23 protein-coding genes are annotated in these 22,706 nt (G+C 68.1%); 5 read left to right on the forward strand and 18 right to left on the reverse strand.

The genetic code is table 11. The features are described 5' to 3' along the window. Window positions 1-11: 11 nt before the first annotated feature. The 7 genes from ACY34H_RS18915 to ssuE form a co-directional block, all read right to left on the reverse strand. Complete coding sequence (locus tag ACY34H_RS18915) at window positions 12-1,772, reverse strand: amidohydrolase (protein WP_464979006.1); 1,761 nt, start codon at window positions 1,770-1,772, stop codon at window positions 12-14. Between the two features lie 64 nt (window positions 1,773-1,836). Continuing rightward, window positions 1,837-2,403, reverse strand: coding sequence for a YceI family protein (locus ACY34H_RS18920; RefSeq protein ID WP_464979007.1), 567 nt, complete (start codon window positions 2,401-2,403; stop codon window positions 1,837-1,839). 290 nt (window positions 2,404-2,693) lie between these two features. After that, the gene (locus ACY34H_RS18925) at window positions 2,694-3,506 is read right to left on the reverse strand and encodes an ATP-binding cassette domain-containing protein (protein ID WP_464979008.1); all 813 of its coding nucleotides are present in this window, start codon (window positions 3,504-3,506) and stop codon (window positions 2,694-2,696) included. A gap of 79 nt (window positions 3,507-3,585) precedes the next feature. Beyond that, window positions 3,586-4,395 carry an aliphatic sulfonate ABC transporter permease SsuC gene (gene ssuC, locus ACY34H_RS18930; protein WP_464979009.1) on the reverse strand — a complete coding sequence of 270 codons (810 nt, stop codon included), beginning with the start codon at window positions 4,393-4,395 and terminating at the stop codon, window positions 3,586-3,588. 1 nt (window position 4,396) lies between these two features. Beyond that, window positions 4,397-5,551: an FMNH2-dependent alkanesulfonate monooxygenase gene (gene ssuD, locus ACY34H_RS18935; RefSeq protein ID WP_464979058.1), complete on the reverse strand. Its 1,155-nt coding sequence runs from the start codon at window positions 5,549-5,551 to the stop codon at window positions 4,397-4,399. 27 nt (window positions 5,552-5,578) lie between these two features. Beyond that, the gene (locus tag ACY34H_RS18940) at window positions 5,579-6,547 is read right to left on the reverse strand and encodes a sulfonate ABC transporter substrate-binding protein (protein WP_464979010.1); all 969 of its coding nucleotides are present in this window, start codon (window positions 6,545-6,547) and stop codon (window positions 5,579-5,581) included. Further along, window positions 6,544-7,158: an NADPH-dependent FMN reductase gene (gene ssuE, locus ACY34H_RS18945; protein WP_464979011.1), complete on the reverse strand. Its 615-nt coding sequence runs from the start codon at window positions 7,156-7,158 to the stop codon at window positions 6,544-6,546. Before ssuE ends, ACY34H_RS18940 begins: the two co-directional genes overlap by 4 nt. A gap of 205 nt (window positions 7,159-7,363) precedes the next feature. Here ssuE and ACY34H_RS18950 point away from each other — a divergent pair, with 205 nt between their 5' ends. Together ACY34H_RS18950 and ACY34H_RS18955 are read left to right on the forward strand one after the other, a co-directional pair. Next, the gene (locus tag ACY34H_RS18950) at window positions 7,364-8,575 is read left to right on the forward strand and encodes an acyl-CoA dehydrogenase family protein (RefSeq protein ID WP_464979012.1); all 1,212 of its coding nucleotides are present in this window, start codon (window positions 7,364-7,366) and stop codon (window positions 8,573-8,575) included. Between the two features lie 85 nt (window positions 8,576-8,660). Next, complete coding sequence (locus ACY34H_RS18955) at window positions 8,661-8,930, forward strand: putative signal transducing protein (protein WP_464979013.1); 270 nt, start codon at window positions 8,661-8,663, stop codon at window positions 8,928-8,930. 2 nt (window positions 8,931-8,932) lie between these two features. Here ACY34H_RS18955 and epsC read toward each other — a convergent pair whose 3' ends face one another. Beyond that, entirely contained in the window at window positions 8,933-9,853 is a 921-nt protein-coding gene (epsC, locus tag ACY34H_RS18960; protein WP_464979014.1) for a serine O-acetyltransferase EpsC, read from the reverse strand. A gap of 233 nt (window positions 9,854-10,086) precedes the next feature. On the opposite strand from epsC, the gene ACY34H_RS18965 reads away from it, so the two are divergent. Beyond that, complete coding sequence (locus ACY34H_RS18965; protein WP_464979015.1) at window positions 10,087-11,253, forward strand: multidrug effflux MFS transporter; 1,167 nt, start codon at window positions 10,087-10,089, stop codon at window positions 11,251-11,253. 303 nt (window positions 11,254-11,556) lie between these two features. Here the strand turns inward: ACY34H_RS18965 and ACY34H_RS18970 are convergent, their stop codons facing one another. The 6 genes from ACY34H_RS18970 to ACY34H_RS18995 form a co-directional block, all read right to left on the reverse strand. Further along, window positions 11,557-11,817 (reverse strand): hypothetical protein, encoded by a 261-nt coding sequence (locus ACY34H_RS18970; protein WP_464979016.1) that lies wholly within the window; start codon window positions 11,815-11,817, stop codon window positions 11,557-11,559. A gap of 78 nt (window positions 11,818-11,895) precedes the next feature. Continuing rightward, window positions 11,896-12,516 carry a helix-turn-helix transcriptional regulator gene (locus tag ACY34H_RS18975; protein WP_464979017.1) on the reverse strand — a complete coding sequence of 207 codons (621 nt, stop codon included), beginning with the start codon at window positions 12,514-12,516 and terminating at the stop codon, window positions 11,896-11,898. After that, entirely contained in the window at window positions 12,516-13,748 is a 1,233-nt protein-coding gene (locus ACY34H_RS18980) for an MFS transporter (protein WP_464979018.1), read from the reverse strand. The genes ACY34H_RS18975 and ACY34H_RS18980 overlap by 1 nt, the downstream gene beginning before the upstream one ends. An 89-nt stretch (window positions 13,749-13,837) precedes the next feature. Then, window positions 13,838-14,272: a thioredoxin TrxC gene (trxC, locus tag ACY34H_RS18985; protein WP_464979019.1), complete on the reverse strand. Its 435-nt coding sequence runs from the start codon at window positions 14,270-14,272 to the stop codon at window positions 13,838-13,840. Continuing rightward, window positions 14,269-14,517 (reverse strand): hypothetical protein, encoded by a 249-nt coding sequence (locus ACY34H_RS18990; RefSeq protein ID WP_464979020.1) that lies wholly within the window; start codon window positions 14,515-14,517, stop codon window positions 14,269-14,271. The genes trxC and ACY34H_RS18990 overlap by 4 nt, the downstream gene beginning before the upstream one ends. A 78-nt stretch (window positions 14,518-14,595) precedes the next feature. Next, complete coding sequence (locus ACY34H_RS18995; RefSeq protein ID WP_464979021.1) at window positions 14,596-15,186, reverse strand: phasin family protein; 591 nt, start codon at window positions 15,184-15,186, stop codon at window positions 14,596-14,598. A 438-nt stretch (window positions 15,187-15,624) separates the two neighbouring features. Here ACY34H_RS18995 and ACY34H_RS19000 point away from each other — a divergent pair, with 438 nt between their 5' ends. Continuing rightward, window positions 15,625-16,056, forward strand: a complete 432-nt coding sequence (locus ACY34H_RS19000) for a hypothetical protein (protein WP_464979022.1) — start codon at window positions 15,625-15,627, stop codon at window positions 16,054-16,056. On the opposite strand, the gene ACY34H_RS19005 is transcribed toward ACY34H_RS19000, so the two are convergent. The 4 genes from ACY34H_RS19005 to ACY34H_RS19020 all read right to left on the reverse strand — a co-directional run bounded on the left by ACY34H_RS19005 (window position 16,041) and on the right by ACY34H_RS19020 (window position 22,220). Continuing rightward, window positions 16,041-18,578, reverse strand: a complete 2,538-nt coding sequence (locus tag ACY34H_RS19005) for an excinuclease ABC subunit UvrA (RefSeq protein WP_464979023.1) — start codon at window positions 18,576-18,578, stop codon at window positions 16,041-16,043. The two genes, ACY34H_RS19000 and ACY34H_RS19005, sit on opposite strands and share 16 nt — an antisense overlap. Then, complete coding sequence (locus tag ACY34H_RS19010; RefSeq protein ID WP_464979024.1) at window positions 18,575-19,294, reverse strand: SOS response-associated peptidase; 720 nt, start codon at window positions 19,292-19,294, stop codon at window positions 18,575-18,577. The genes ACY34H_RS19005 and ACY34H_RS19010 overlap by 4 nt, the downstream gene beginning before the upstream one ends. A gap of 67 nt (window positions 19,295-19,361) precedes the next feature. Continuing rightward, complete coding sequence (locus tag ACY34H_RS19015) at window positions 19,362-20,555, reverse strand: alpha/beta hydrolase family protein (protein WP_464979025.1); 1,194 nt, start codon at window positions 20,553-20,555, stop codon at window positions 19,362-19,364. Between the two features lie 93 nt (window positions 20,556-20,648). Further along, on the reverse strand, window positions 20,649-22,220 hold the full coding sequence (locus tag ACY34H_RS19020) for an MFS transporter (RefSeq protein ID WP_464979026.1): 1,572 nt from the start codon (window positions 22,218-22,220) through the stop codon (window positions 20,649-20,651). A gap of 145 nt (window positions 22,221-22,365) precedes the next feature. On the opposite strand from ACY34H_RS19020, the gene ACY34H_RS19025 reads away from it, so the two are divergent. Further along, window positions 22,366-22,704, forward strand: a complete 339-nt coding sequence (locus tag ACY34H_RS19025) for a hypothetical protein (RefSeq protein WP_464979027.1) — start codon at window positions 22,366-22,368, stop codon at window positions 22,702-22,704. Window positions 22,705-22,706 lie beyond the last annotated feature (2 nt).

Genomic DNA, 22,706 nt, shown 5'->3' on the forward strand with positions numbered 1-22,706 from the left:
CTCCATTGCCCTCATTTGTTCTGGTAGCCGCCGAAATGCTTCACCGGGCTCCACTCGGGCAGCACGGCCGGCGCGGACGGCGCGTACTGGCCGAACGCATCGGCGGCATACACCACCTTGCCGTTGACGATGGTCAGCGCCGCCTCCAGGTTGCGGATACCGTCGACCGGCATGGTGAAGTAGTCCTGCGGCAGGATCACGAGATCGGCATACTGCCCGACCGCCAGCGTGCCCTTGACCTTTTCCTCGCCGCTCATCCATGCGCTGCCGCGCGTCATCAGCTGCAAGGCCTCGTGGCGCGACAGGCGGTCCTTGTCCTGCCAGACCTGCAGTCCGCCGGCGGTCTTGCCGGACACGGCCCAGTAGATCGACGGCCACGGCCCGTAGCTGGACACGCGGGTGCCATCCGTGCCCAGGCCGACCGGGATGCCCATCTTCAGCATGGTGCGGATCGGCGGCATCTGGCGGGTCTGCGCGCCGTAGCGCTTCCAGTACGCTTCTCCCTGGAAGTACATGCGGTTCTGCACGGCGACGCCGCCGCCCAGTTTCTTCACGCGCGCCAGCTGCGCATCCGAGATCGTTTCGGCATGGTCGAAGAACCAGCGCAGGCCGTCCAGCGGCAGTTCCTTGTTGACCTTTTCGATGACGGCCAGATCGCGCTCGATCGATTCGCCATAGGTGGCATGGATGCGGAACGGCCAGCGGTTCTTCACCAGCAGCTTGAGGACGGCTTCCAGCTCGCCTTCCATGTGCTCGGGCATGTCCGGCCGCGGCTCCAGGAAGTTCTCGAAGTCGGCCGCGCTCCACACCAGGTTCTCGCCGCCGCCCTCGGTGTTGTAGCCGTTGGCGTAGAACAGGTGGTCGTTCTTGTCCGGCCTGGTCTGGGTCAGCCAGCGCTGGTAGTCCTCCAGCTCCTTGCCGGGCTTCTGCGCGAACAGATAGTAGGAGGTGCGCACCGTCAGCTTGCCATCCTTCGCCAGCTCCAGGCTGACGGCATAGTCGTCCGGATAGGCCTGGCCACCGCCGCCGGCATCGATGGCGCTCGTGATGCCCAGGCGATTCAGCTCGCGGTAGTACTGCAGCGTGGAATTGACCTGCTGGTCGCGCGGCAGCATGCCGGTCTTGGCCAGCGTGGAATACAGGATCAGCGCATTCGGCTTGGCAATCAGCAGCCCGGTAGGCTTGCCATCGGCGCCCAGCTCGACGACGCCTTCCTTGTACTGCGTTTTTTCATCGTAGCCGAGGACCTGGATGGCCTTCTGGTTCAGGAAGCCCAGGCCATACAGGTACAGCAGGAACACCGGCTTGTCCGGCACGGCTTCGTTGATTTCCGCCAGCGTGGGCAGGCGCTTTTCCTCGAACTGGTATTCGTTCCAGCCGCCGACCACCTTGATCCACTGGCCGTCCGGCGTACGCGCCGCCTGCTCCCTGAGCATGTCCAGCGCGCGCTTCAGCGACGTGACGCCGTCCCAGCGCAGCTCGGCGTTGTAGTTCAGCCCTTCGCGGATGATGTGCAGGTGCGAATCGTTCAGGCCCGGAATCACGGTGCGTCCGCCGGCATCGATCACCCGGGTATCGGCGGTCTTTTTCTTCAGCACCTGGGCATTGGTGCCCACGGCCGAGATCTTGCCCTTGTCGATTGCCACCGCCTGGACGAACTGGCCTTCCTTCACCATCGTCGCCACCTTGGCATTGGTGACGATCAGGTCGGTTGCCATGGATGTGTTGGTCCCTGCCGCCGCGATGGCGGCAGCGAGCATCAGTCGCTTCATGCTGTTTCCTTTTATAACACTGCAAAAAATCTGCCGGGCGACCGCTGCCCGCTGGCGCTGCCGCTTATTCCTTGATGGCTTCCACGGCCAGGGTCAGCGTGACTTCATCGCTGACATTGGGTGCGTACTTGCCGGCATTGAACTCGGAGCGCTTGATCGTGGCGGTGGCGTTCGCGCCGCAGGCATCCTTCTTCGCCATCGGGTGCGGCTGGCACTTGAACGACGTGACCTTCAGGTTCACCGGCTTGGTGATGCCCTTGATGGTCAGGTTGCCGTCCACCGACGCCAGGCTGTCGCCGCTGAAGTTGAACTTGGTCGACTTGAACGTGATGGTGGGGAATTTCTCGACGTCGAAGAAATCTGCGCCCTTGATGTGGCCGTTGAAGGTGTCGTTACCCGTGTTGACCGACTTCGTATCGATGGTGATTTCCGTCGAACCGGTCCTGGCGGCGCGGTCGATCGTGATCTTGCCCTTGGTCTTGTCGAAGCGGCTTTCCTGCGTCGAGAAGCCCAGGTGGGAGTACGAGAAGCGCGCGAAGGTGTGCGAATCGTCGATCACATAGGTTTCCGGGGCGGCCAGCGCGGCGGTCGAGAAGCCGGCGGCAAGCGCGAGGGCGATCAGTTTTTTCATGGTTGTACTCTCCGGTGGTTATCAATACAGGTTGTCGATGCGGCATTATGTCCGCGACCGGGGAATAGTGTAAAACGGAAAATTTACCGCTGTGCTATCGAAATTATCGATAGTGCGGTGCCCGCCGGGATACAGGCATCATAGGCGGCGCACGGCCGGCTGCACATCTGCCAAAGGGGAAAGGCCGGCACACCCGGCTTGGGTGATACGCGGCCGGCGCCATGCCGGCGGCGTGCGGCAGGGAAAGCGGTCGCGCCCGCTGTGCGGGCGCGCCATGAAAGCAGGCGGCGTCAACGCGCCAGCAGGCGGTCCAGCAGCTTTTCCTCGAGCGCGGCAAAGGCCGGGTTGCCGCGGCTGCGGGGGCGCGGCAGCCCGACGGCCAGGTCGACGGCGATGCGGCCGTCCTCGATCAGCAGCACGCGGTCGGCCAGCGCCACCGCTTCCTGCACGTCGTGCGTCACCAGCACGGCGGTGAAGCCGCGCTGGCGCCACAGCGATTCGATCAGCCGCTGCATCTCGATCCGCGTCAGCGCATCGAGGGCGCCGAGCGGTTCGTCGAGCAGCAGCAGCGACGGTTCATGCACCAGGGCCCTGGCCAGCGCCACGCGCTGTCGCTGGCCGCCGGACAGTTGCGCCGGCCAGGCATCGGCGCGGTCCGCCAGGCCCACGGCGGCCAGCGCACCGGCCGCCGCGTGCACGCCCGGCTGCCGGCTGCCGTGCAGGCCGAGGGCGACGTTCTCCAGCACCGTCTTCCACGGCAGCAGCCGCGCTTCCTGGAACATCATCCGCAGCGGCACTTCATCCGGATAGATGCCATGGCCGATGGCGACGCGGCCGCTGTCGGCCGCGTCCAGTCCGGCGATGGTGCGCAACAGCGTGCTCTTGCCGCAACCGCTGCGCCCGACGATGGCGACGAATTCGCCGGCCTGCAGTTCCAGGCCGATGCCGTCGAGCACGCGGCGCGCGCCGAACGATTTCGTCAATCCTTCCAGGTGGACGCCGACGCCCTGCCGCTGCAGCGTACGCCGGGCGGGGCGGACGTCCACCGGTTCGGGACGGAAGGCAAACGGTTCGCTATCGAGGGGCAACGTGGCATGCAGCATGGATGTCCTTGAAACGCGTTAGTAGATCAACGTCAGTAGGTTAGCTTTGCACGACGCTCGCATCAGGTTTGGCGAGGCCCTAGCCATAGGCAGGATTCCAGCGGAGCAGGCGGCGTTCCAGCGCGCGGGCGACGAAGTCGGCCAGCTTGCCGAGGATCGCGTACAGCAGGATCCCCACCAGCACCACGTCGGTCTGCAGGAATTCCCGGGCGTTCATCGTCATGTAGCCGATGCCGGCCTGCGCCGAGATGGTTTCCGCCACGATCAGCAGTACCCAGACCAGGCCCAGCGAGAAGCGCACGCCGACCAGGATCGACGGCAGCGCCCCCGGCAGGATCACGTCGCGGTACAGCGGCCAGCCTTTCAGGCCATAGCTTTTCGCCATCTCGACCAGCGCGGCATCGGTGGCGCGGATGCCGTGGAAGGTGTTCAGGTAGACCGGAAAGAACACGCCGACTGCCAGCAGGAACAGCTTGGCCGTTTCATCGATGCCGAACCACAGGATCACCAGCGGGATCAGCGCCAGGGCCGGGATGTTGCGCACCATCTGCAGCGTGGTGTCGAGCAGCGTTTCGGCACGGCGGAAGCTGCCTGTCAGCAGGCCCAGGGCCAGCCCCAGGCCGGCGCCGACGGCAAAGCCGGACAGCGCCCGCCACAGGCTGGTGCGCAGGTGTTCCCACAGCTCGCCGGAAGCGGCCAGCGTCCAGAACGCGGTGGCCACGGCCAGCGGCTCGGGCAGGATGCGGCTCGACAGCCAGCCGGTGCGGGCGGATATCTCCCACGCCAGCAGCAGGCCGATCGGCAGCAGCCACGGCGCCAGCGCCGCGCTCAGGCGCGCCCGTCCGCCGGGCCGCGCCGCCACCGCCGCGGGTACCTGGGCGGCACGCATCTCAGGCGGCCTTCTTCGGCACGATATCGGTGGCCATCACTTCGCCGAACGGCCCGGTGATCGACACCTCGCCCTGCGCCTTCCCCCGCAGTTTGCCATCCTTGAGCAGCGGGAATACCAGTTCGGCGAAACGGTACGATTCTTCCAGGTGCGGATAGCCGGAGAAGATGAACGTCTCGATGCCCAGTTCCTCGTATTCGCGGATGCGCGCGGCCACCGTTTCGGCATCGCCGACCAGCGCCGTGCCGGCGCCGCCGCGCACCAGGCCCACGCCGGCCCACAGGTTCGGCGACACTTCCAGCCTGTCGCGCCGGCCGCCGTGCAGCGCGGCCATGCGGCGCTGCCCTTCCGAATCCATGCGGGCGAACGACGCCTGCGCTTTCGCGATTACGTCGTCGTCCAGGTGCGAGATCAGCCTGTCGGCCGCCTGCCATGCTTCCTCGTTCGTTTCGCGCACGATCACGTGCAGGCGGATGCCGAACTTCACGGTGCGGCCATGTTCCGCGGCGCGGCGGCGGATGTCGGCGATCTTTTCGGCCACCGCGGCCGGCGGCTCGCCCCACGTCAGGTACACATCCATCTGTTCGGCCGCCAGCTCGTGCGCCGCTTCCGACGAACCGCCGAAGTACAGCGGCGGATAGGGTTTCTGCAGCGCCGGGTACAGCGTCTTCGCGCCTTTTACCTGCAGGTGTTTTCCGTCGAAATCGAAGCCCGCATCGCCGCCCTCGCCGGACAGCGCACCGCGCCAGATGCGGATGAATTCGTCCGAGATCTCGTAGCGCGTAGCGTGGTCCGCGGTCAGGCCGTCGGCCGCCAGCTCGGCGGGATCGCCGCCGGTAACCACGTTGATCAGCAGGCGTCCGTTCGACAGCCGGTCGAAGGTTGCTGCCATGCGCACCGCCAGGCCCGGCGTGGACAGCCCCGGCCGGACTGCGACGAGGAACTTCAGGTTCTTCGTCGCGTGGATGAGCGACGACGCGACTACCCAGGCATCCTCGCAAGAGCGCCCGGTGGGCAGCAGCACGCCGTCGTAGCCCAGCGTGTCGGCCGCTACGGCCACCTGCCGGAGGTAGTCGGCATCGACGGCGCGCGCGCCTTTCGACGTGCCCAGGTAACGGCTGTCGCCGTGGGTAGGAATGAACCAGAACAGATTCAACGACATGTCAACACTCCGGAAATGGGATTATTTCGCCGATGCCAGCACGGCATCCCTGATGGCGATGGGTTTCGGGATCAGCTTCAGGCTGGCGAAGGCATCGGCGATCTTCTGCTGTTCGCGCAGCACCTCGTCCGACACCGGCGTGACGCCGTAGCTGTAGCGGGAAGCGGCCAGCGCCACCACGGCCGGATCGAGGCCGGTCTGGGCCGCCAGGATGGCGGTGACTTCGCCGGGATTGGCACGGCCCCAGTCGTCGACCCTGGCGATTTCCTCGAGCAGCACCTGGCGCAGCGCCGGATTGGCGCGCGCCCAGTCGCGCGATGCCAGGTAGAACTGGTGGTTGGCGACCAGGCCCTTGCCGTCGGCGAGCACGCGGGCCCCGAGCTGCTTCTGCGCGGCGGCAAGGAAGGGGTCCCAGATCACCCAGGCGTCCACCGATCCCCGCTCGAACGCGGCCCGTGCATCGGCCGGCGGCAGGTACACCGGCTGGATGTCCTTCCAGGCCACCCCGGCCTGTTCCAGCGCGCGCAGCAGCAGGTAGTGCACGTTGGAGCCCTTGTTCAGCGCCACGCGCCTGCCTTTCAGCTGGGCCACGCTTCTCAGCGTCGAGTCCTTCCGCACCACGATCGCCTCGCTGTGCGGCGATGGCGGTTCGTTGCCAACGTAGACCAGCGCCGCGCCCGCGGCCTGGGCGAAGATCGGCGGTGCTTCGCCGACGGTACCGAAATCGATGCTGCCCACGTTCAGGCCTTCGAGCAGCTGCGGGCCGGCGGGAAACTCGGTCCACTGCACCGTGACGCCCTGCGGCGCCAGGCGTTTTTCCAGCGTGCCGCGCCCTTTCAGCAAGGTGAGCGTGCCGTACTTCTGGTAGCCGATGCGCAGCACCTTGCCGTTCTGCGCGCCCGCCGGCGCCGCGGCGGCCGCGAATGCGGCGGCGACCAGCAATCCCAGGGTGCGGCGGCGCGCCGCGCGTTTCTGCAGTGGCGTCATCATGCGGCCTGCGACACGTAGGGGTGGTCCTGCAGGGAGCGTACCGGGGCCCGGGCCGCCCTGTCGGCCGCCTTGTCGACCGCAGTACGGTAGCCGAGCGCCCGGTCCAGCGTGGCCACGCCGGCGGCCACGCGCACGGCGATCTCCGGCGCCAACAGCACGCCTTCGTGCTCGCTCCACTGCACCTGGTGCGAGGTGGCGTAGATGCTGGCCAGTACCTGGTCCGCTTCCAGCGCATGCAGCACGGGGCGCAGCGCGTAGTCGAGCGCCAGCAGGTGCGACTGGCTGCCGCCGGTCGCCACCGGCAGCACGATCTTGCCGGCCAGGCCGTTTTGCGGCAGCAGGTCGAGGAAGGCCTTCAGCACGCCGGAATATGCCGCCTTGTAGACGGGCGTGGCGACGATCACCGCATGGGCATCGGCCACTTCCGCCAGCGCGGCGCGCACCACGGCGTCGGTGCTGTCCGCGGCCAGCAGTGCCTGGGCAGGCAGGTCGCGCACGTTCAGCCGCGCGGTGCGGTAGCCGAGGGAACCAAGCCTGTCGCCGAGGTGATGCAGCAGCCGGCTGGAGGTGGACGGTACCGCGGGGCTGCCGGAAATCAGGAGGATGCTCATGGAGGTTCGCCTTCGTTGACAGTTGATATGACAATGCAATGCCAGCAAGGCTACGGCAGCGCCACGCGTTGCAGAACGAATGCTTTCGCACTTCGATATGTGATTTTTTCAGCATGATTTCCGCGCATATCGAAGCGTGCTTTTCTTCGTGGACCGCGCCCGGGGGCACCGCGATACTGGCCGGGTCGTCAATTCATTGCCCGCCATGAACGCACCCGAACCAGTCTTGCAGCCTGCCCTCCCGCAAGGGAACACGCCTGCCGATCCGCTTGCCGTCGCGGCATCTCTCGCCGCCGAACTGGCCGTCACGGCCATCGAACGCGATGCAGCCGGCGGCCATGCGCGCCACGAGCGCCAGCTGATCCGCGCCTCCGGGCTGCTGACGCTGTCGATCCCCGCCGACTTCGGCGGCCAGGGCGCCGGCTGGGACACGACCTTGCAGACGGTGCGCATCCTGGCGCGGGCCGACAGCGCGCTGGCCCACGTGTTCGCCTTCCACCACCTGCAACTGGCCGGCGTCCAGCTCTACGGCACCCAGCAGCAGCAGCGGCACCTGCTGCATGCCACCGTCGACGATGGCCTGTTCTGGGGCAACGCGCTGAATCCTCTCGACCGCCGCCTGGTCGCCAGCGAGGCGAAAGGCGGCTTCCTGCTCGACGGTACCAAGAGCTTCGCTTCCGGTTCGGTGGGTTCCGACTGGCTGACGGTGTCCGCCTGGCACGAGGCCACGCAGACGTCGCTGATCGGCGTGCTGCCGACCGGCGCCGATGGCATCGACGTGCGGGCCGACTGGGACGCCTTCGGCCAGAAGCAGACCGACAGCGGCACCGTGCGCTTCCACGGCGCGCTGCTGCCGGTCGGTCTCGTGCTGCAGCAGCCGGGGCAGGCGCCGACGCCGCTGTCCACGGTGCGCTCGCAGGTCGCCCAGCTGATCATGACCAACCTGTACCTGGGCATTGCGGAGGGCGCATTCGCCGCCGCGCGCGACTACACCGCCAATGAAGCGCGGCCTTGGTTCGCCTCCGGCGTGGCCCATGCCGCCGACGACCCGTTCATCCAGCACCGCTATGGCGAGCTGTGGACGCTGCTGCGGCCGGCCGTGGTGCTGGCCGACCATGCCGGCCGCGAACTGGAACGCGTGTTCCGCCTTGGCGGCGGCGTGACAGCCCGCGAGCGGGGCGAACTGGCCATCGCCGGCGCCGAGGCCAAGGTGCTGGCGCACCGCGCCGCCATCGAGATCGGCAGCGCGCTGTTCGAGCTGACCGGAGCGCGCTCCACGTCCGCCCGCTTCGGCCTGGACCGCTACTGGCGCAATGCCCGCGTGCACACGCTGCACGATCCGGTCGACTACAAGTACCGCGACCTGGGGCGTTATGCACTGTCCGGCACGCTGCCGGAACCGGGGCCGTATTCCTGAACCGGCGGGGCGCTGCCCTGGCGGCGCCACCGTTGCGCCACTCTGCGCGACCGTCGTTCATAATCGATGGAAACAGGAGACGCCGATGGCCAATGCAATCAGGGACGACTACACCATCGCGGCGCGCTGCCTCGATCCCACCGAGGCGCACGTGCTGCGCGGCTGCCTGCAGGCGGCCGGCATTGCCGCCGCCGTGGCGGACGACCACCATTCGCAGGTCGACCAGCTGGTCTCGCCCGCGCTGGGCGGTGCCCGCGTGCTCGTGCATGAGCGCGACCTGGCGGCCGCGAAGGAAGTGCTGGCCGCCTACGAACGGGGCGACCTGGCACTGAAGGACGGGGAAGGCCCCGAATAGCGTCAGTCGCTGCGCGTGTGCGCCTGCGACACGTTGCTGTTCGGCGGGACGCTCTGCGTCAGCCACACATTGCCGCCGATCGTCGAGCCGGCGCCGATGGTGATCCGCCCCAGCACGGTGGCACCGGCGTAGATCACCACGTCGTCCTCGACGATCGGGTGGCGCGGCGTGCCCTTGATCAGCATGCCTGAAGCATCCGTCGGGAAGCGCTTTGCACCCAGCGTGACGTGCTGGTACAGCCGCACGCGCTCGCCCAGGATCGCCGTTTCGCCGATGACCACGCCGGTGCCGTGGTCGATGAAGAAGCTGGCGCCGATCCGCGCGCCGGGGTGGATGTCCACGCCGGTCAGCGAATGGCTGATGTCGCAGATCATGCGCGCCAGGAACGGCGAGCCGAGCCGGTGCAACTGGTGCGCCAGCCGGTAGTACAGGATCGCGATGGTGCCCGGATAGCACAGCATGATCTCGGCGATCGACGTGGCCGCCGGGTCGCCCGCATAGGCGGCCTGCACGTCCGACACCAGCAGGCCGCGGATCTGCGGCAGGCTGGCCGCGAAGGCGCGCGTGATGTCGTGCGCCTTCTGCGTCAGCGTGTCCTCGGCCAGGTCGGCATCGTCGGCGAACTGCAGGCCGCGCCGCACCTGCTCGGTGAGGCGGTTCAACGTGGTATTGAGCGTGTCGCCGACGAAATAATCGATGCTCTCGTCCGTCAGGTTGGGCCGCCCGTAGTGGGTCGGGAACAGCGCCGCCGACAGGCCGTTGACGATGGTGGTCAGCGCCTCGCGCGACGGCAGCTCGCGGACGCGGCGCTGGTGGCGGATATTGTGCGTGGCCTCGCGCGATACGCGCAGTGCCGCGACCACGGCATCCAGGTCCCAGTGGGCTGGCTTGACGCCGGTGCCGTCGAAGGTATCGATAGTCATGTTCTTTACTTGCTCATGTGTTGCGCAGGGTCCGCGCACGCGCATTCTACGAAAATTCGCGGCGCCCCGGTTATGCGATAAGTGCATATCGATATGCCCGCACGCTTTGCCGCGATCGCCGCCCGATCCGGCCGCCCGATCCGGCCGTACGATCCGGCCGTGCGGCAAGCCCGGCAGGCGCGATCCGGCTGGCGTACAATACGCGCCCGAAAAACAATAACGATACTCTCTCCATGAATATCCTGCTGACGGTGCTGCTGGCCGGCCTGACGATGGTGGGGCCGCTGGCCATCGATACCTACCTGCCGTCGTTCCCCGCGATCGGCGCCGAGTTCGGCGCCACGCCGATCGCCATCCAGCAGACGCTGTCGCTGTTCCTGTTCTGCTTCGCGTTCATGATGCTGTTCTACGGCACCCTGTCGGACACGCTCGGCCGCCGTCCCGTGATCCTGTGGTCGCTGGTGCTGTACATCATCGCCTCGGCAGGCGGCGCGCTGGCCGGTTCGCTGGGTTTCCTGCTGGCCTGCCGCGTGCTGCAGGGCCTGTCTTCCGGCGCCGGCTCGGTGGTCGGCCGCGCCATCGTGCAGGACCGCTTCGAGGGCGCCGATGCGCAAAAGATCCTCGGCCATATCATGATGGTGTTCGGACTGGCACCGGCGCTGGCACCGATCCTCGGCGGCTGGCTGCAGGTGTCGCTGGGCTGGCGCGCCATCTTCTGGTTCCTGGCCCTGTTCGGCGTGGTGATGTTCGTGGCCGTCTGGCGCTGGCTGCCGGAGAGCCTGCCGGAGGCGAAGCGCCATCCGTTCGAGTTGAAGCTGATCGCGGCGAACTACCTGAAGGTGCTGCGCCACCGCCGCTTCCTGCTGCTGTCGGCGGCGCTGGGGGTGGCGTTCGGCGGCTTCGCGCTGTATATCGGCTCGGCCGCCTACTTCATCATGAATATCCTGCACCTGCCGGAAACCGCGTTCGGCTGGCTGTTCATTCCGCTGGTGGCGGGCATGGTGGTGGGATCGGGGCTGTCCGGCAAGCTGGCGCGCAGCCGCACGCAGGCGCAGCTCGTCTGGATCAGCTATGCCGGCATGGCGGCCGCGGCGCTGGCCAATGTGGCGTACACGTATTTCTTCCCCGCCGAGGTGCCGTGGGCCGTGCTGCCGCTGTTCTTCTACTCGCTGGCACTGGCCCTGGCGATGCCGCCGCTGTCGCTGCTGGCGATGAACCTGTTCCCCGACAACAGCGGACTGGCGGCCTCGCTGCAGTCGTTCATCCAGATGACGCTGTTCGCACTGGTGTCCGGCCTCGTCGCGCCGCTGCTGTTCGACAGCGCGTTCAAGCTGGCATGCGGTGTGCTGGGCTGCCTGGTAGTCAGTCTGCTGTGCTGGATCCCCGCACGGCGAGGCTGATCCGCCCAGCCCGCCGCGGGCGGAGTAAGGGGATAACTGCGGGGCTGCCTGGTAGTCAGTCTGCTGTGCTGGATCCCCGCACGGCGAGGCTGATCCGCCCAGCCCGCCGCGGGCGGAGTAAGGGGAGAACTGCGGGGCTGCCTGTTAGTCAGTCTGCTGTGCTGGATCCCCGCACGGCGAGGCTGATCCGCCCAGCCCGCCGCGGGCGGTGTAAGGGAAAACTGCGGGGCTGCCTTTTGGTCAGCCTGCTGTGCTGGATCCCGGCGCGGCGAGGCTGATTCTGCCCGACGCGCCGGCTGACAGTCATGGCCAGGGAGCCGGTGTCACGTCCAGGTATTGCGGCCCGCCCTGCTCCGGTTCCGGCGCCGCCTGCGGCTCCTGCTTGAGCTTTTGCTCGGGCGGCAGGCCGAGGCCAAGGATTTCCTTGCGGCCCTCGACGAAATCGCTGGTGGTCAGCCGGTGCTCGGTATCGGGCCAGTTGGCAATCGCCCAGTTCTGCACTTCCTCGTAGCGTTTCCAGACTTCCGCCACGAACTTGCGGCGTTCCTCTTCTTCCAGTGGCATGATGATCCTCCGTTGTGTTTTTGCTACTTTACACGACGGGGATGAAATCGGGCGCAGCGTAACGCCGCCCCCCGGAGGTCACACCGGCACGATGCGGTAGGCGCAGCGCCGGTCGCCCGCCAGCTGGTGCTCGGTGCGCTCGACGGCGCAGGCGGGGCCCAGCACGCGCTGGAACACGTCGAGCTCGGAGCGGCAGAAGTTCTGGCAGGTGCGCGCGGCGGCGCAGATGGGACAATGGTTCTCCACCAGCAGCAGGCTGCCGTCCGGCTGCGTTTCCACCTCGGCCATGTAGCCTTCCACGTCGCGTGCGCGCGCCAGTGCCTCCACCCGGTCCGGCAGCGCGGCGGCGGCGCCAATCGTGTCGCGGTAGAACGCTTCGCTGGCGGCTTCGCGCGAGACGATCAGCTTGTCGAGGCCGTCGGCGCCGAACAAGGCCCTGACCTGGTCGATCAGCGCCACGGTGAGGTCGGCATGGCGGTCGGGGAAGCGCGCGTGGCCGGCATCGGTCAGCAGCCATCGGCGCGACGGCCGCCCCACTTTCTCGGCCACGTCCGCGAACGTCACCAGGCCCTTTTCCTCGGCCGCCTCGAGATGGCGCCGCGTACCCATCGATGTCAGCTCCAGCATGTCGGCCAGCTGCTGCGCCGTCTTCGGGCCGCGCGTCTTCAGCAGGAACAGGATGCGGTCGGCGGTATTCATCAGTGGATTCCTTTCAGTACGGGCGACAGTTCGCGGCGCCAGCCATGCAGCCTCCAGCCGGCCCACAGGCTCGCCGCGGCGCCCACCGCCAGCACGAGCCGGGTATCGATCAGCACCAGTACGGAGCCGGCCAGCGCCATCAGGATCGTGGCCAGGCAGAATGTCGTCGACATCAACCCCATCACGGCGCCCTGGCCATGCGCGGCGAACCGATCCGCCGCCCAGGGCTGCACCGTCGCGTTGAAGAACGCGTTGGGGATGCCGAACAGCGCGATGGCGACCAGCCCGGTCCAGAGATTGCCGAAGGCCACGCAGGCGACCGACAGCGCGATGCCCCAGGCGAACCAGCCGGCCTTGCGCAGCGACTCGCCGCCCGAACACTGGCCCATCATGCGCCCGGCCACGACGGAGGCCGCCGTCATGATGCCGCACATCGCCATATTGATCAGCGCGATCCGCGCGGCATCATATTGCCCCTCTTCCACCAGCCACAGGGGATAGAACTCGTAGAAGGCCGCCACGCCGCAGAAACCGGCCAGCTGGATGAAGAACAGCGTGCGCGGCTCGGCATGGCGCAGCAGGTTCAGCGCGTGGCGGTGGCGGGCCACCTGCCATAGCGACGTGGTTTCCTTCGATGCCGGCTCGCGTGGCAGCGCGATCGCCGCCAGCAGGCCGGCCAGCAACAGCGCGGCAATCGCGGCGGCGAACGGCACCACGATGCCGAAGCCCAGCGTCAGCCCGGCCAGCATCGGGCCCACCAGCCAGCCCAGGTGGAATGCGCCGTTCACCAGCGACAGGCCGCGCGTCCGCTCGGCGCCGGTGAATTTCTCGGCGATCAGCGCCCGGCAGATCGAGCCGTTCCCTTCCAGCAAACCGGTGGCGAACCGGGCCAGCACGAACAAGGGGTAGGATTCCTGCACCAGGGCCATGGCCGTCAGTGCGTGGCCGGCCGCCGCGCCAAAGGCGGTGCCCAGCAACAGGGGCCGGCGGCCATAGCGGTCGGACAGCGGCCCCAGCAGCGTGGCGCCGATGAGCAAGCCGAGGGGATTCACGGTCAGGGCGATGCCGAACAGCAGCTTTGGCGGCAAGCCCAGGAATGCATTCAGGCCATTGGTGGCGCCCGAGGCGAACAATGGCGGCAGGATCGGGTATGGCAGCGATGCGCCGACGGTCGACAGCAGCGCCAGCAGGCAAGCCGCGGCGAGCAGCAGCGAATGGTTTAAACGGTTCATGCGCCGACTATACGGCGAGCCCGACAATAAGTAAACAATTTCATTTATTTAACTGCGCGCAATGGCCGGCGCGGCCCGGCGCCGGGGCACTAGAGGTTGCGCTGTACCCAGGCGACGATACTGCCGGTATCCATCGCGCCAGGCTGGCGCGCCACTTCCCGGCCGTTGCGGAACAGCGCCAGCGTGGGAATGCTGCGGATGCCATGGCGCGCGCCGAGCTCCTGGTTGGCCTCGGTATCGACTTTCACCAGGCGCAGGCGCGGCTCCAGCTGCCGGGCCGCCTGGGCATAGAACGGCGCCATCGTGCGGCAGGGTCCGCACCACGGCGCCCAGAAATCGACCAGTACCGGGATGTCGCTGCGTTCGATGTGCTTGCCGAAGCGCGCGGCCGGCAGGTCGACCGGCTGGCCGGTAAACAGGGAGCCCTGGCACTTGCCGCACGTTGGCCCTTCGCCGAGCCGTTCCTGCGGCACGCGGTTGACGGCATCGCAGTGGGGGCAAACGATGTGCAGCGGTGTGGTCATGAATGGTCCCGGGCGTTGCGGTTCTTGACGATGCCACGGACATTCGTGGCGGCAAGGCAGCAGTTTAACGCGATCAGTGCCCAGGCGTCGTCATGCACGCCCCAGGCGATCCACATCGCGTTACTGACCAGGAAAACGATGAAGCCGGACAGGCGCCGGCCGGGCCGCTGCGAGGCGACCAGCCAGGCCGCCAGCAGCGATGCGGCCATTGCCGGCCATTGCAACAAATCGATCCAGTCTCCCATGCAGCCGCTCCTTGCTCATCCGTCGAACGGCAAGTGTAGCGCCCGGCCTCGAAGCGTGTCGCATGGGTGCGGGTGCATCTACAAGGGCTGCTCTTCCTTGCGCTGCGGACCCGCCGCAGCGCGGGTGGCCGCCTGCGCGGCGTGGGCGGCCTGGCTAGCCAGGTCGAGGCCGTTACCCATCGCGGCGCGCGCCTGGCGGGTGGCGCTGTCGACCATGCTGTCCAGCGGGTTGGCCAGCTGGCGCATCGTGTCGTGCTGCTGGCGCAGCGTGCGTTCGGTTTCCTCGGACGTCACGCGGGTGACTTCATCGGTGAATTCGCGCGCCGCGCGGGCCGTTTCGTCGGCGTGCTCGCCGGCCACGCGCACCAGCCTGGTCTGCCCTTCGGCGGCGATCCTCGACAGCTGCTGCTGGTAAGCGCGGAACCGGTCGGCGGCCGGCTGCGCCCGCGCGGCCGTGACGGTAAACACTTCGGTGGGCTTGTCCGCCGTGACCATGGCCTGGCTGGTCGCCGCCATGTCTTCCAGCCAGGTCTGGGCTACCTGGAGGTGTACCTCGTTGAACTGCTGGGCCATCTGGAACAGCGAACGGGAAAAGTCGTTGAAGAACGAAACCTGGGCCTGCACGTGATTCTTCGCGGCAGGCGTGATGCTTTGAGAAAAAGGGAACATGGTTGCCTCTTGTGATGAATGCAGTGTTTCAGGACCGCCGACAGACCGGCGGCGTTCGCACCGCGTGAGTGAAGAAAATCCGGACGAGAAATTTGAACGAAAACTGGATGAACAATGATGGACGAACAATGATGGACGAACAATGATGGACAAAAAATCGCGAGGTAAAAACAGTGCCATCGCATATCGACACCACCGCAGGTGGCGCGAATGACAAGGCTACGTGCGCGGTCGGCCATCAAGCATGATCTCGATCAAATGTGCTCGCCTGGATAAAGCAACGCACGCTATCGTGCGCCGATCCTCTCCGAACGCCGTTATGTTCAGCAGCGGTGCGCCCCATGCCGGCACGCCGCGCGCCGGCCCGCGACAGGCCGCCGCGGCGTGCAGGGCATCACCATGTCAGCCATGACAGTCGGGGCAACGGGGAGTCCCACGATGAATGTCACCCTGCTTACCCAGCTTGCGGGAGCGTTGCGCATCGGCGTGATCCTGGCGATCGCGCTGCATGCGCTCGCGCTCGTGCCGCAATTCCGTGCCCGATATTTCCAGCCGCGTTACGTGAACGTGACCCTGCTAGGCCTGGTACTGGGCGTGGCGCATGGCGCCGTGCTGGCGCTGGCCGGCGTTGAACTGGCCGCGGCCGATACGCCGCGCCGCGCCGATGCCGTGGCCTGGAGCCTGGCGGCCGCCGTGCTGCTGAACCTGGTGGTGGCGGCACAGAACCTGCTGGCGGTGGTGGCGCTGCTGCGGCTGCACCGGGCCAGCGCCGTGCTGGCGCACAGCATCCGCGGCGCCGTGCAGCCGATGGTGTGGAGCAGCGCGATACTGGCCGTGGCCGCCTGGGCGGCCGTCTACGGCTGGCTCTGACGGCCCGCCACCAGGAAGCGTTGCAGGTAGGGTGCCGTGCGGCTCTCCGCCGCCTTGGCCACCACCGCCGGCGGACCGGCGGCAACGATCCGGCCGCCCTCCTCGCCGGCCCCGGGGCCGATGTCGATCACCCAGTCGCTGGCCGCCACCACGCGCATATCGTGTTCGACGGCGATCACGGTGTTGCCGGCATCGACCAGCTTCTGCAGTTGCGCCACCAGCCGTTCCACGTCGGCCGGGTGCAGCCCGGTGGTCGGCTCGTCGAGGATGTACAGCATGCTGCCGCGCGCCGCGCGCTGCAGTTCGGTGGCCAGCTTGATGCGCTGGGCCTCGCCGCCGGACAGTTCGGTGGCGGGCTGGCCCAGCCGCAGGTAGCCCAGGCCGACGTCGCGCAGCACGTCCAGCGCGCGGCGCAGCGGCGCCTCGTCGGCAAAGAATTCCCAGGCCGCGTCGACCGTCATCGCCAGCACCTCGGCCACGTTGCGGTCGCGGTACGTCACTTCCAGCGTCTTCGCGTTGTAGCGCGCGCCGCCGCACACCGGGCAAGGCGCGTAGACGCTGGGCAGGAACAGCAGCTCGACCATCACGAAGCCTTCGCCCTCGCAGTTGCCGCAGCGGCCCTTGGCCACGTTGAACGAGAAGCGCCCGGCATCGTAGCGGCGCGCCTTCGCCGTCTTCGTCGCCGCGAACAGCTTGCGCACGTGGTCGAACAGGCCGGTGTACGTGGCCAGGTTCGAACGCGGCGTGCGGCCGATCGGTTTCTGGTCGACCCGCACCAGCCGCCGGATGCCTTCCAGGCCGGCGACGATTTTTCCTTCCAGCGCGGCGGGCTCCTGCTGCTCCAGCTCGTCGCCCTCTTCCGCTTCCACGGCCGGCTCGTGGCCCAGCGCGCGCGCCACCAGTTCGACCAGCACCTGGCTGACGAGGCTCGACTTGCCGGAGCCTGATACCCCGGTTACCGCCGTCAGCGCGCCGAGCGGGAAGGCACAGGACAGCCGGTGCAGGTTGTTGCGCGTGACGCCGGCCAGCTCCAGCCAGCCTTGCGGCGCACGGGGTTCCCTGGCCGGCGGCGCCTGTTCCGGGAACAGGTAGTGCCTGGTCCGCGACGCCTCGACGGCCTTCAATCCCTGCGGTGCGCCGCTGTACAGCACTTCGCCGCCGCCCTCGCCGGCCGCCGGACCGACGTCGACGAGCCAGTCGGCATGCCGGATCACGTCCAGCGCATGCTCGACGACAAACAGCGAATTGCCGGCCGCCTTCAGGCGGTCCAGCGCGCGCAGCAGCGCCACGGTATCGGCCGGGTGCAGGCCGGCCGACGGCTCGTCCAGCACATAGACCACGCCGAACAGGTTCGAGCGCACCTGCGTGGCCAGCCGCAGCCGCTGCAGTTCGCCCGGCGACAGCGTCGGCGTGCCGCGGTCCAGCGCCAGGTAGCCCAGGCCCAGGTCGAGCAGCACGTCCAGCCGCGCCATCACGTCCTGGGCGATGCGCTGCGTGACGATCAGCTTTTCCGGATGCGCGGCGCGCTGCTTCGCGCCGACCTTCGCCGTGCCGTCCGCATACGGCGCCATGGTGCGGGCCAGCCGCTGTAGCGGCAGCCGCGCCAGCTCGGTGATGTCATACCCGGCGAAGGTGACGGACAATGCCTCCGGCCGCAGCCGCCGGCCGCCGCACGCCGGGCATTCGGTGCTGACCATGTAGCGCGCCACGCGCTTCTTCATCGCCGCGGACTCCGTGGTGGCGAAGGTCTGCAGCACGTACTTGCGCGCGCCGGTAAACGTGCCCTGGTAGCTCGGCGTGTCCTTGCGCTTCAGCGCGCGCCTGGTTTCCTCGGGCGTCAGGCCGGCGTAGACGGGCACGGTCGGCTGCTCGTCGGTGAACAGGATCCAGTCGCGCGTCTTCTTCGGCAGGTCACGCCACGGCGTATCGACGTCATGGCCCAGCGTGACGAGGATGTCGCGCAGGTTCTGGCCATGCCAGGCGGTCGGCCAGGCGGCGACGGCACGCTCGCGGATCGTCAGCGTATCGTCCGGCACCATCGACGCTTCGGTGGCCTCGTACACGCGGCCCAGGCCATGGCATTGCGGACAGGCGCCTTCCGGCGTGTTCGGCGAAAACGATTCGGCGTACAGCAGTTCCTGGCCGGGCGGATAGTCGCCGGCGCGCGAATACAGCATGCGCAGCGAATTCGACAGCGTGGTCACGCTGCCGACCGACGAACGCGTGGTGGGCGTGCCGCGCTGCTGCTGCAGGGCCACCGCGGGCGGCAGGCCATCGATCTCGTCGACCTGCGGCACCGGCATCTGGTGGAACAGCCGGCGCGCATACGGCGACACCGATTCGAGGTAGCGGCGCTGCGCTTCCGCATACAGCGTGCCGAACGCCAGCGAGGACTTGCCGGAACCGGACACGCCGGTAAACACGACGAGCGCATCGCGCGGCACGTCGAGGTCGACGTTCTTCAGGTTGTGTTCGCGCGCGCCGCGCACCGTGACGTAGCCCGCCCTGGCATGACGGCTCATGTTTCCTCCTCCCCGTGCAGCGGCTCGGGCATGGGCTCGGCCAGGGGTTCGATCAGGTGCGCGCCGTCGCGCCCGGCGTAATTGACGTCGGTGCTGACGGGATGCCACGCGAACGCTTCCGGTCCGAGCGCCATCTGCCGCGCCAGCATCTCGGCCTGCTCGCGCGGCAGGTCCGGATCGAGCCAGGTGGCGGCATCGGCGGCGCCCAGCACGACCGGGCGGCGGTCGTGCACGTCGACCATGCCGCCCTCGGCATCGGCCGTCACCAGCACGAAGCCCGACTCGGCCTTGTTTTCCGGGTTATCGTCACGCAGCGGGGCAAAGCTGGCCAGCGCCAGCATGAACAGCGGTTCGCGGTCGGCGCGGTGGATGTGCCAGGGCTGGCGCTTGCCCTTCGCGCCGGTCCATTCGTACCAGCCGTTCGCGGGCACGACGGCGCGGCCGCTCTTCAGCAGCCGGCCCCAGTACCGGTTGGTGATCTTCTCGATGCGCGCGTTGACGCAGACCGGCAGCTTGTCGGCCGCCCAGGAGGCGCGGTAGCCCCAGAACATGTCGTCCACATGCAGCTTGCCGTCGACCATGTGCAGCACCGGGCGATAGGTGCCGGGCGCCGCGTTGAAGGTCGGGCGGGCCGCGCTGTCATAGACCGCGTCGGCCCAGCCGAAGGCGGTCACGTAGCGCCGCGCGATGTCGCTTTGATCGAAACGTCCACACATGTTGCCATGGTAGCAGCATGTCCGCGGCCTTCCGCGCACGGCTGCCGCGCATGGCCGGGCAGCGGGCTTACTCGGTCTGGCCGGTCATCGTGTCCTTCGGCTGCTCGGTCACTTCGCCCCACACGACATAGTCGTCCACCGAGTACAGCTTGCAGGGTTCGCGGCTGGCGGCCTGGCAGGCGGCCAGCGCGCGTTCGTTCGGCATCTCGCCTTCCTCGGCCCAGCCCCACGCGCCGGACGACGACACGGCGAATGCGCGCGGCGTCTGCTTGGTCAGGAAGGCCTTGTACTGCTGGCGTCCGTTCTCGGGCAGGAAGGGCACGGCGGCCACGTCGTCGAGCGCGGCGAAGTCGGTGCGCGGCTGCGGCGCAGGTTCGGCAACGGCGTACACCTGGTCGACCGGCATGCCGACCTGGCGCAGGAAGCGTTCCACTTCCGGCAGCCAAACCTGCTGGCCGTCGCGGCTGCCCAGCATCGTGTGCGCGTCGTGCTTGAATGGGCCGTACGCCACCAGCTGCACCTTGCCGCCGTTGGCGGAAAACGCGTCGTACATGCGGTTCACCAGCGCCGGGTTGAAATAACTGTCGTTGGCGCCGTACATCCACAGCGTTTCGATGCGGTTCCTGCGGCCGAACTCGGCGAACGCGCCCACCAGCGACTGCTGCCAGTCGCAGCTGCCGCCGTGCACCTTCAGGCCGCCGGCGAAGTTCATGATGCCGCGCACGCCCGGCAGTTCCTGCGTCGACAGCGCGATGCTGGCCAGCCCGCCGTACGACTGGCCGGCGATCACGATGCGGTCCGGGTCGATGTAGGCCTGCTCGCGGGCGTAGGCCACCACGTCGGCGATATCGCCGGCCTGCTGGTAGCCGTTGGCCTTCATGTTGCAGCCGAAATCGGAGTACGTGCCGCCGGAGTGCGCGAAGCCGGTACGCATCGGCACCATCACCGCGTAGCCGCGGCGCACGAACTGCGTGGCCATGTAGACGAAGCGGTCGCGCGGCTGCGCGCGCGGGTCGCCCGGCGACTTGCCGTGGTTGATGATCAGCAGCGGGAACGGCCCGGGTCCGGCCGGCTTGTACAACGTGGTCTCGAGCTTCACGTTCATCCGCGGCCCGGCGGGCACCATTACGATCTGCTCGTTGAGCCGGGCGTCGAGCGGCAACCGCAGCGCCGCCGCGGCAGTGCCAGAGAGCACAACGCAGGACAGCACGGCGGTCGACAGGATGGCGGCAAACTGGCGAAGTCGGGACAGGGCGGACACGGCAGACTTTCGGGAAATTGGCGTTAGGCAATAACCCGATTCTGGTGTCAAACCTCATGTATTGCAATCCAAAAAGATTAACGTAAGCAATTTTTAAGCGTCCGGAGCATCATAACTGTTGCTTTTCAGAACGCCCTTGCCGCCACGCACGATCCATGCCGCCGCGCACCCGGCGCCGGCCAGCGCGAGCCCGGCCGACAGCCACATCACGTGGCGGAATCCGGCCACGAACGCCTGCCGGACAATGTCGCGCACCTGCTCGCGCTGCGCGGGGCCAAGGCCGGGCGGCGCCTCGATGGCACCGAGGCGGTCCTTCTGCACCAGCACCTGCTGCGCCACGCCGGCGGGCAAGGCCGCGGCGCGCAGGCGGCGTGCCAGTTCGTCATCGAATGCCCGGCTCATCGCAATGCCCAGCACGGCGATCGCCAGCAGCGCCGCGGCCCGGGAGACGGCATTGTTGATGCCCGACGCCGCCCCGGCCTGCCGCGCCGGCACGGCATTCATGACCGCCGTGGTCAGCGGCGCGACCGCGACCGTCATGCCGATGCCCAGCACCACCACGCCCGGCAGGAACGTGGTCCAGTAAGGTCCGCCCACGCCGGGCCGGCCCAGCAGCGCGAAACCGGCGGCAGCCAGCACCGGACCGAGCACCAGCGGCAGGCGGGCGCCGAAACGGTCGGCCAGCGCGCCGGCATGGCGTGAAAAGGCGAACATGATCAGGGTGAACGGCAGCAGCGCCGCGCCGGCGGCGGTGGCCGACCAGCCCTGCGCCTGGATCAGGTTCAGCGGCAGGAAAAACAGCCCGCCGCCCAGTGCGCCGTACAGGAACAGCGTCAGCAGGTTCGCGCCGGCGAAGTCGCGCGAGCGGAACAGGGCGGGCGGCAGCATCGGCGCGGCGCTGCGCCGCTCGACACGCCAGAACGCCGCCAGCGCCAGCACGCCCGCCGCCAGCGGCCCCCACACGGCAGGGTGATGCCAGCCAGCCTGCGGTGCCGCGATGAAGCCATGTACCAGCAGCCCCAGGCCGCCACTGGCCAGCAGCGCGCCCGGCCAGTCGAGACCCGCCGCGCCGCTGGCGAGCACCGTCTCGTCGCGGCTTTCCGGCACGTGGCGCAGCGCCAGCCACAGCACGGCGCCCGCCAGCGGAACGTTGATGAAAAAAGCGTAACGCCACGACAGGTGTTCGACCAGCCAGCCGCCCAGCACCGGCCCCAGCGCCGCCGTGATCGCGGTCCAGCCAGACCAGGTGCCGATCGCCCTGCCCCGCGCCTTTTCCCCGAACGCCGCGCTGATGATGGCCAGGCTGTTCGGCACCAGCAGTGCCGCCCCGACGCCCTGCACGGCACGCGCCGCGATCAGCTGTCCGATCGTGGCGCTGGCGCCGCAGGCGACGGACGCGATGCCGAACACCAGCACGCCGGCAACGAAGATGCGCCGCCGGCCGAAACGGTCGCCCGCCGCGCCGCCCGCCAGCAGCAGCGCCGCCAGCATCAGCGCGTAAGCCTCGACCACCCATTGCACCTGCGCCATGCCGGCGCCGAAGGCATGCTGCAAGGCGGGCAACGCCACGTTGACGACGGTGCCGTCGATGAACGCCATGCCGGAACCGAGGATGGTGGTGAGCAGCACGAGCCGGCTGCCGCGCGGCGCGGGTGTGGCGGCCATGGCATTTCTCCAACTCGTTGATGGACTGTTACTGTATTCCCATTTTTACGACACCATGGCGCCTGCCGCGCCATGTCGTGCAAGCGTGCGCGGGCCTGCGCGGGCCGTTTTCAGTAAACTGGCTGTTCTTCTGAAGGAACACCGCGTGACAATTTCGGCATTGGGCATCGGCTTGACGGGACTGCAGGCCAATGGCAAGGCACTGGGCGTGGAGGCGCATAACACCGCCAACATGAATACCGGCCACTTCGTCCCGCAAGCGGCAAGCTTCAACGAGGCGCGCCCGGCCGGCACCGGCGTCACGCTGTCGATCGCGGCGCGCGACCTGTCGGCCGCGGAAAACGTCGGCGGCGCGCCGTCCGGCACCGATCCAGCCGCATCGATCGTCAATTCACTGGTCTACAAGGCCGGCTTCGAGCTGTCCGCCAGATTGATCCAGGCCGCCGGCGAGCGGCTCGGCACGCTGATCGACATTCGCGCCTGACA

The sequence above is a fragment of the Pseudoduganella sp. jia 9 genome, from assembly GCF_055502615.1.

What these genes read in the sequence shown, in the direction of transcription:
- ACY34H_RS18920 (WP_464979007.1), bottom strand. Translation starts at nt 2,403, where the DNA reads ATGAAAAAACTGATCGCCCTCGCGCTTGCCGCCGGCTTCTCGACCGCC.
- ssuE (WP_464979011.1), bottom strand. Translation starts at nt 7,158, where the DNA reads ATGAGCATCCTCCTGATTTCCGGCAGCCCCGCGGTACCGTCCACCTCC.
- ACY34H_RS19020 (WP_464979026.1), bottom strand. Translation starts at nt 22,220, where the DNA reads ATGGCCGCCACACCCGCGCCGCGCGGCAGCCGGCTCGTGCTGCTCACC.
- ACY34H_RS18925 (WP_464979008.1), bottom strand. Translation starts at nt 3,506, where the DNA reads ATGCTGCATGCCACGTTGCCCCTCGATAGCGAACCGTTTGCCTTCCGT.
- ACY34H_RS19000 (WP_464979022.1), top strand. Translation starts at nt 15,625, where the DNA reads ATGAATGTCACCCTGCTTACCCAGCTTGCGGGAGCGTTGCGCATCGGC.
- ACY34H_RS18950 (WP_464979012.1), top strand. Translation starts at nt 7,364, where the DNA reads ATGAACGCACCCGAACCAGTCTTGCAGCCTGCCCTCCCGCAAGGGAAC.
- ACY34H_RS18980 (WP_464979018.1), bottom strand. Translation starts at nt 13,748, where the DNA reads ATGAACCGTTTAAACCATTCGCTGCTGCTCGCCGCGGCTTGCCTGCTG.
- ACY34H_RS18975 (WP_464979017.1), bottom strand. Translation starts at nt 12,516, where the DNA reads ATGAATACCGCCGACCGCATCCTGTTCCTGCTGAAGACGCGCGGCCCG.
- ACY34H_RS18970 (WP_464979016.1), bottom strand. Translation starts at nt 11,817, where the DNA reads ATGCCACTGGAAGAAGAGGAACGCCGCAAGTTCGTGGCGGAAGTCTGG.
- ssuC (WP_464979009.1), bottom strand. Translation starts at nt 4,395, where the DNA reads ATGCGTGCCGCCCAGGTACCCGCGGCGGTGGCGGCGCGGCCCGGCGGA.
- trxC (WP_464979019.1), bottom strand. Translation starts at nt 14,272, where the DNA reads ATGACCACACCGCTGCACATCGTTTGCCCCCACTGCGATGCCGTCAAC.
- ACY34H_RS18915 (WP_464979006.1), bottom strand. Translation starts at nt 1,772, where the DNA reads ATGAAGCGACTGATGCTCGCTGCCGCCATCGCGGCGGCAGGGACCAAC.
- ACY34H_RS19005 (WP_464979023.1), bottom strand. Translation starts at nt 18,578, where the DNA reads ATGAGCCGTCATGCCAGGGCGGGCTACGTCACGGTGCGCGGCGCGCGC.
- ACY34H_RS19010 (WP_464979024.1), bottom strand. Translation starts at nt 19,294, where the DNA reads ATGTGTGGACGTTTCGATCAAAGCGACATCGCGCGGCGCTACGTGACC.
- ACY34H_RS18965 (WP_464979015.1), top strand. Translation starts at nt 10,087, where the DNA reads ATGAATATCCTGCTGACGGTGCTGCTGGCCGGCCTGACGATGGTGGGG.
- epsC (WP_464979014.1), bottom strand. Translation starts at nt 9,853, where the DNA reads ATGACTATCGATACCTTCGACGGCACCGGCGTCAAGCCAGCCCACTGG.
- ACY34H_RS18995 (WP_464979021.1), bottom strand. Translation starts at nt 15,186, where the DNA reads ATGTTCCCTTTTTCTCAAAGCATCACGCCTGCCGCGAAGAATCACGTG.
- ACY34H_RS18955 (WP_464979013.1), top strand. Translation starts at nt 8,661, where the DNA reads ATGGCCAATGCAATCAGGGACGACTACACCATCGCGGCGCGCTGCCTC.
- ACY34H_RS18990 (WP_464979020.1), bottom strand. Translation starts at nt 14,517, where the DNA reads ATGGGAGACTGGATCGATTTGTTGCAATGGCCGGCAATGGCCGCATCG.
- ACY34H_RS18940 (WP_464979010.1), bottom strand. Translation starts at nt 6,547, where the DNA reads ATGATGACGCCACTGCAGAAACGCGCGGCGCGCCGCCGCACCCTGGGA.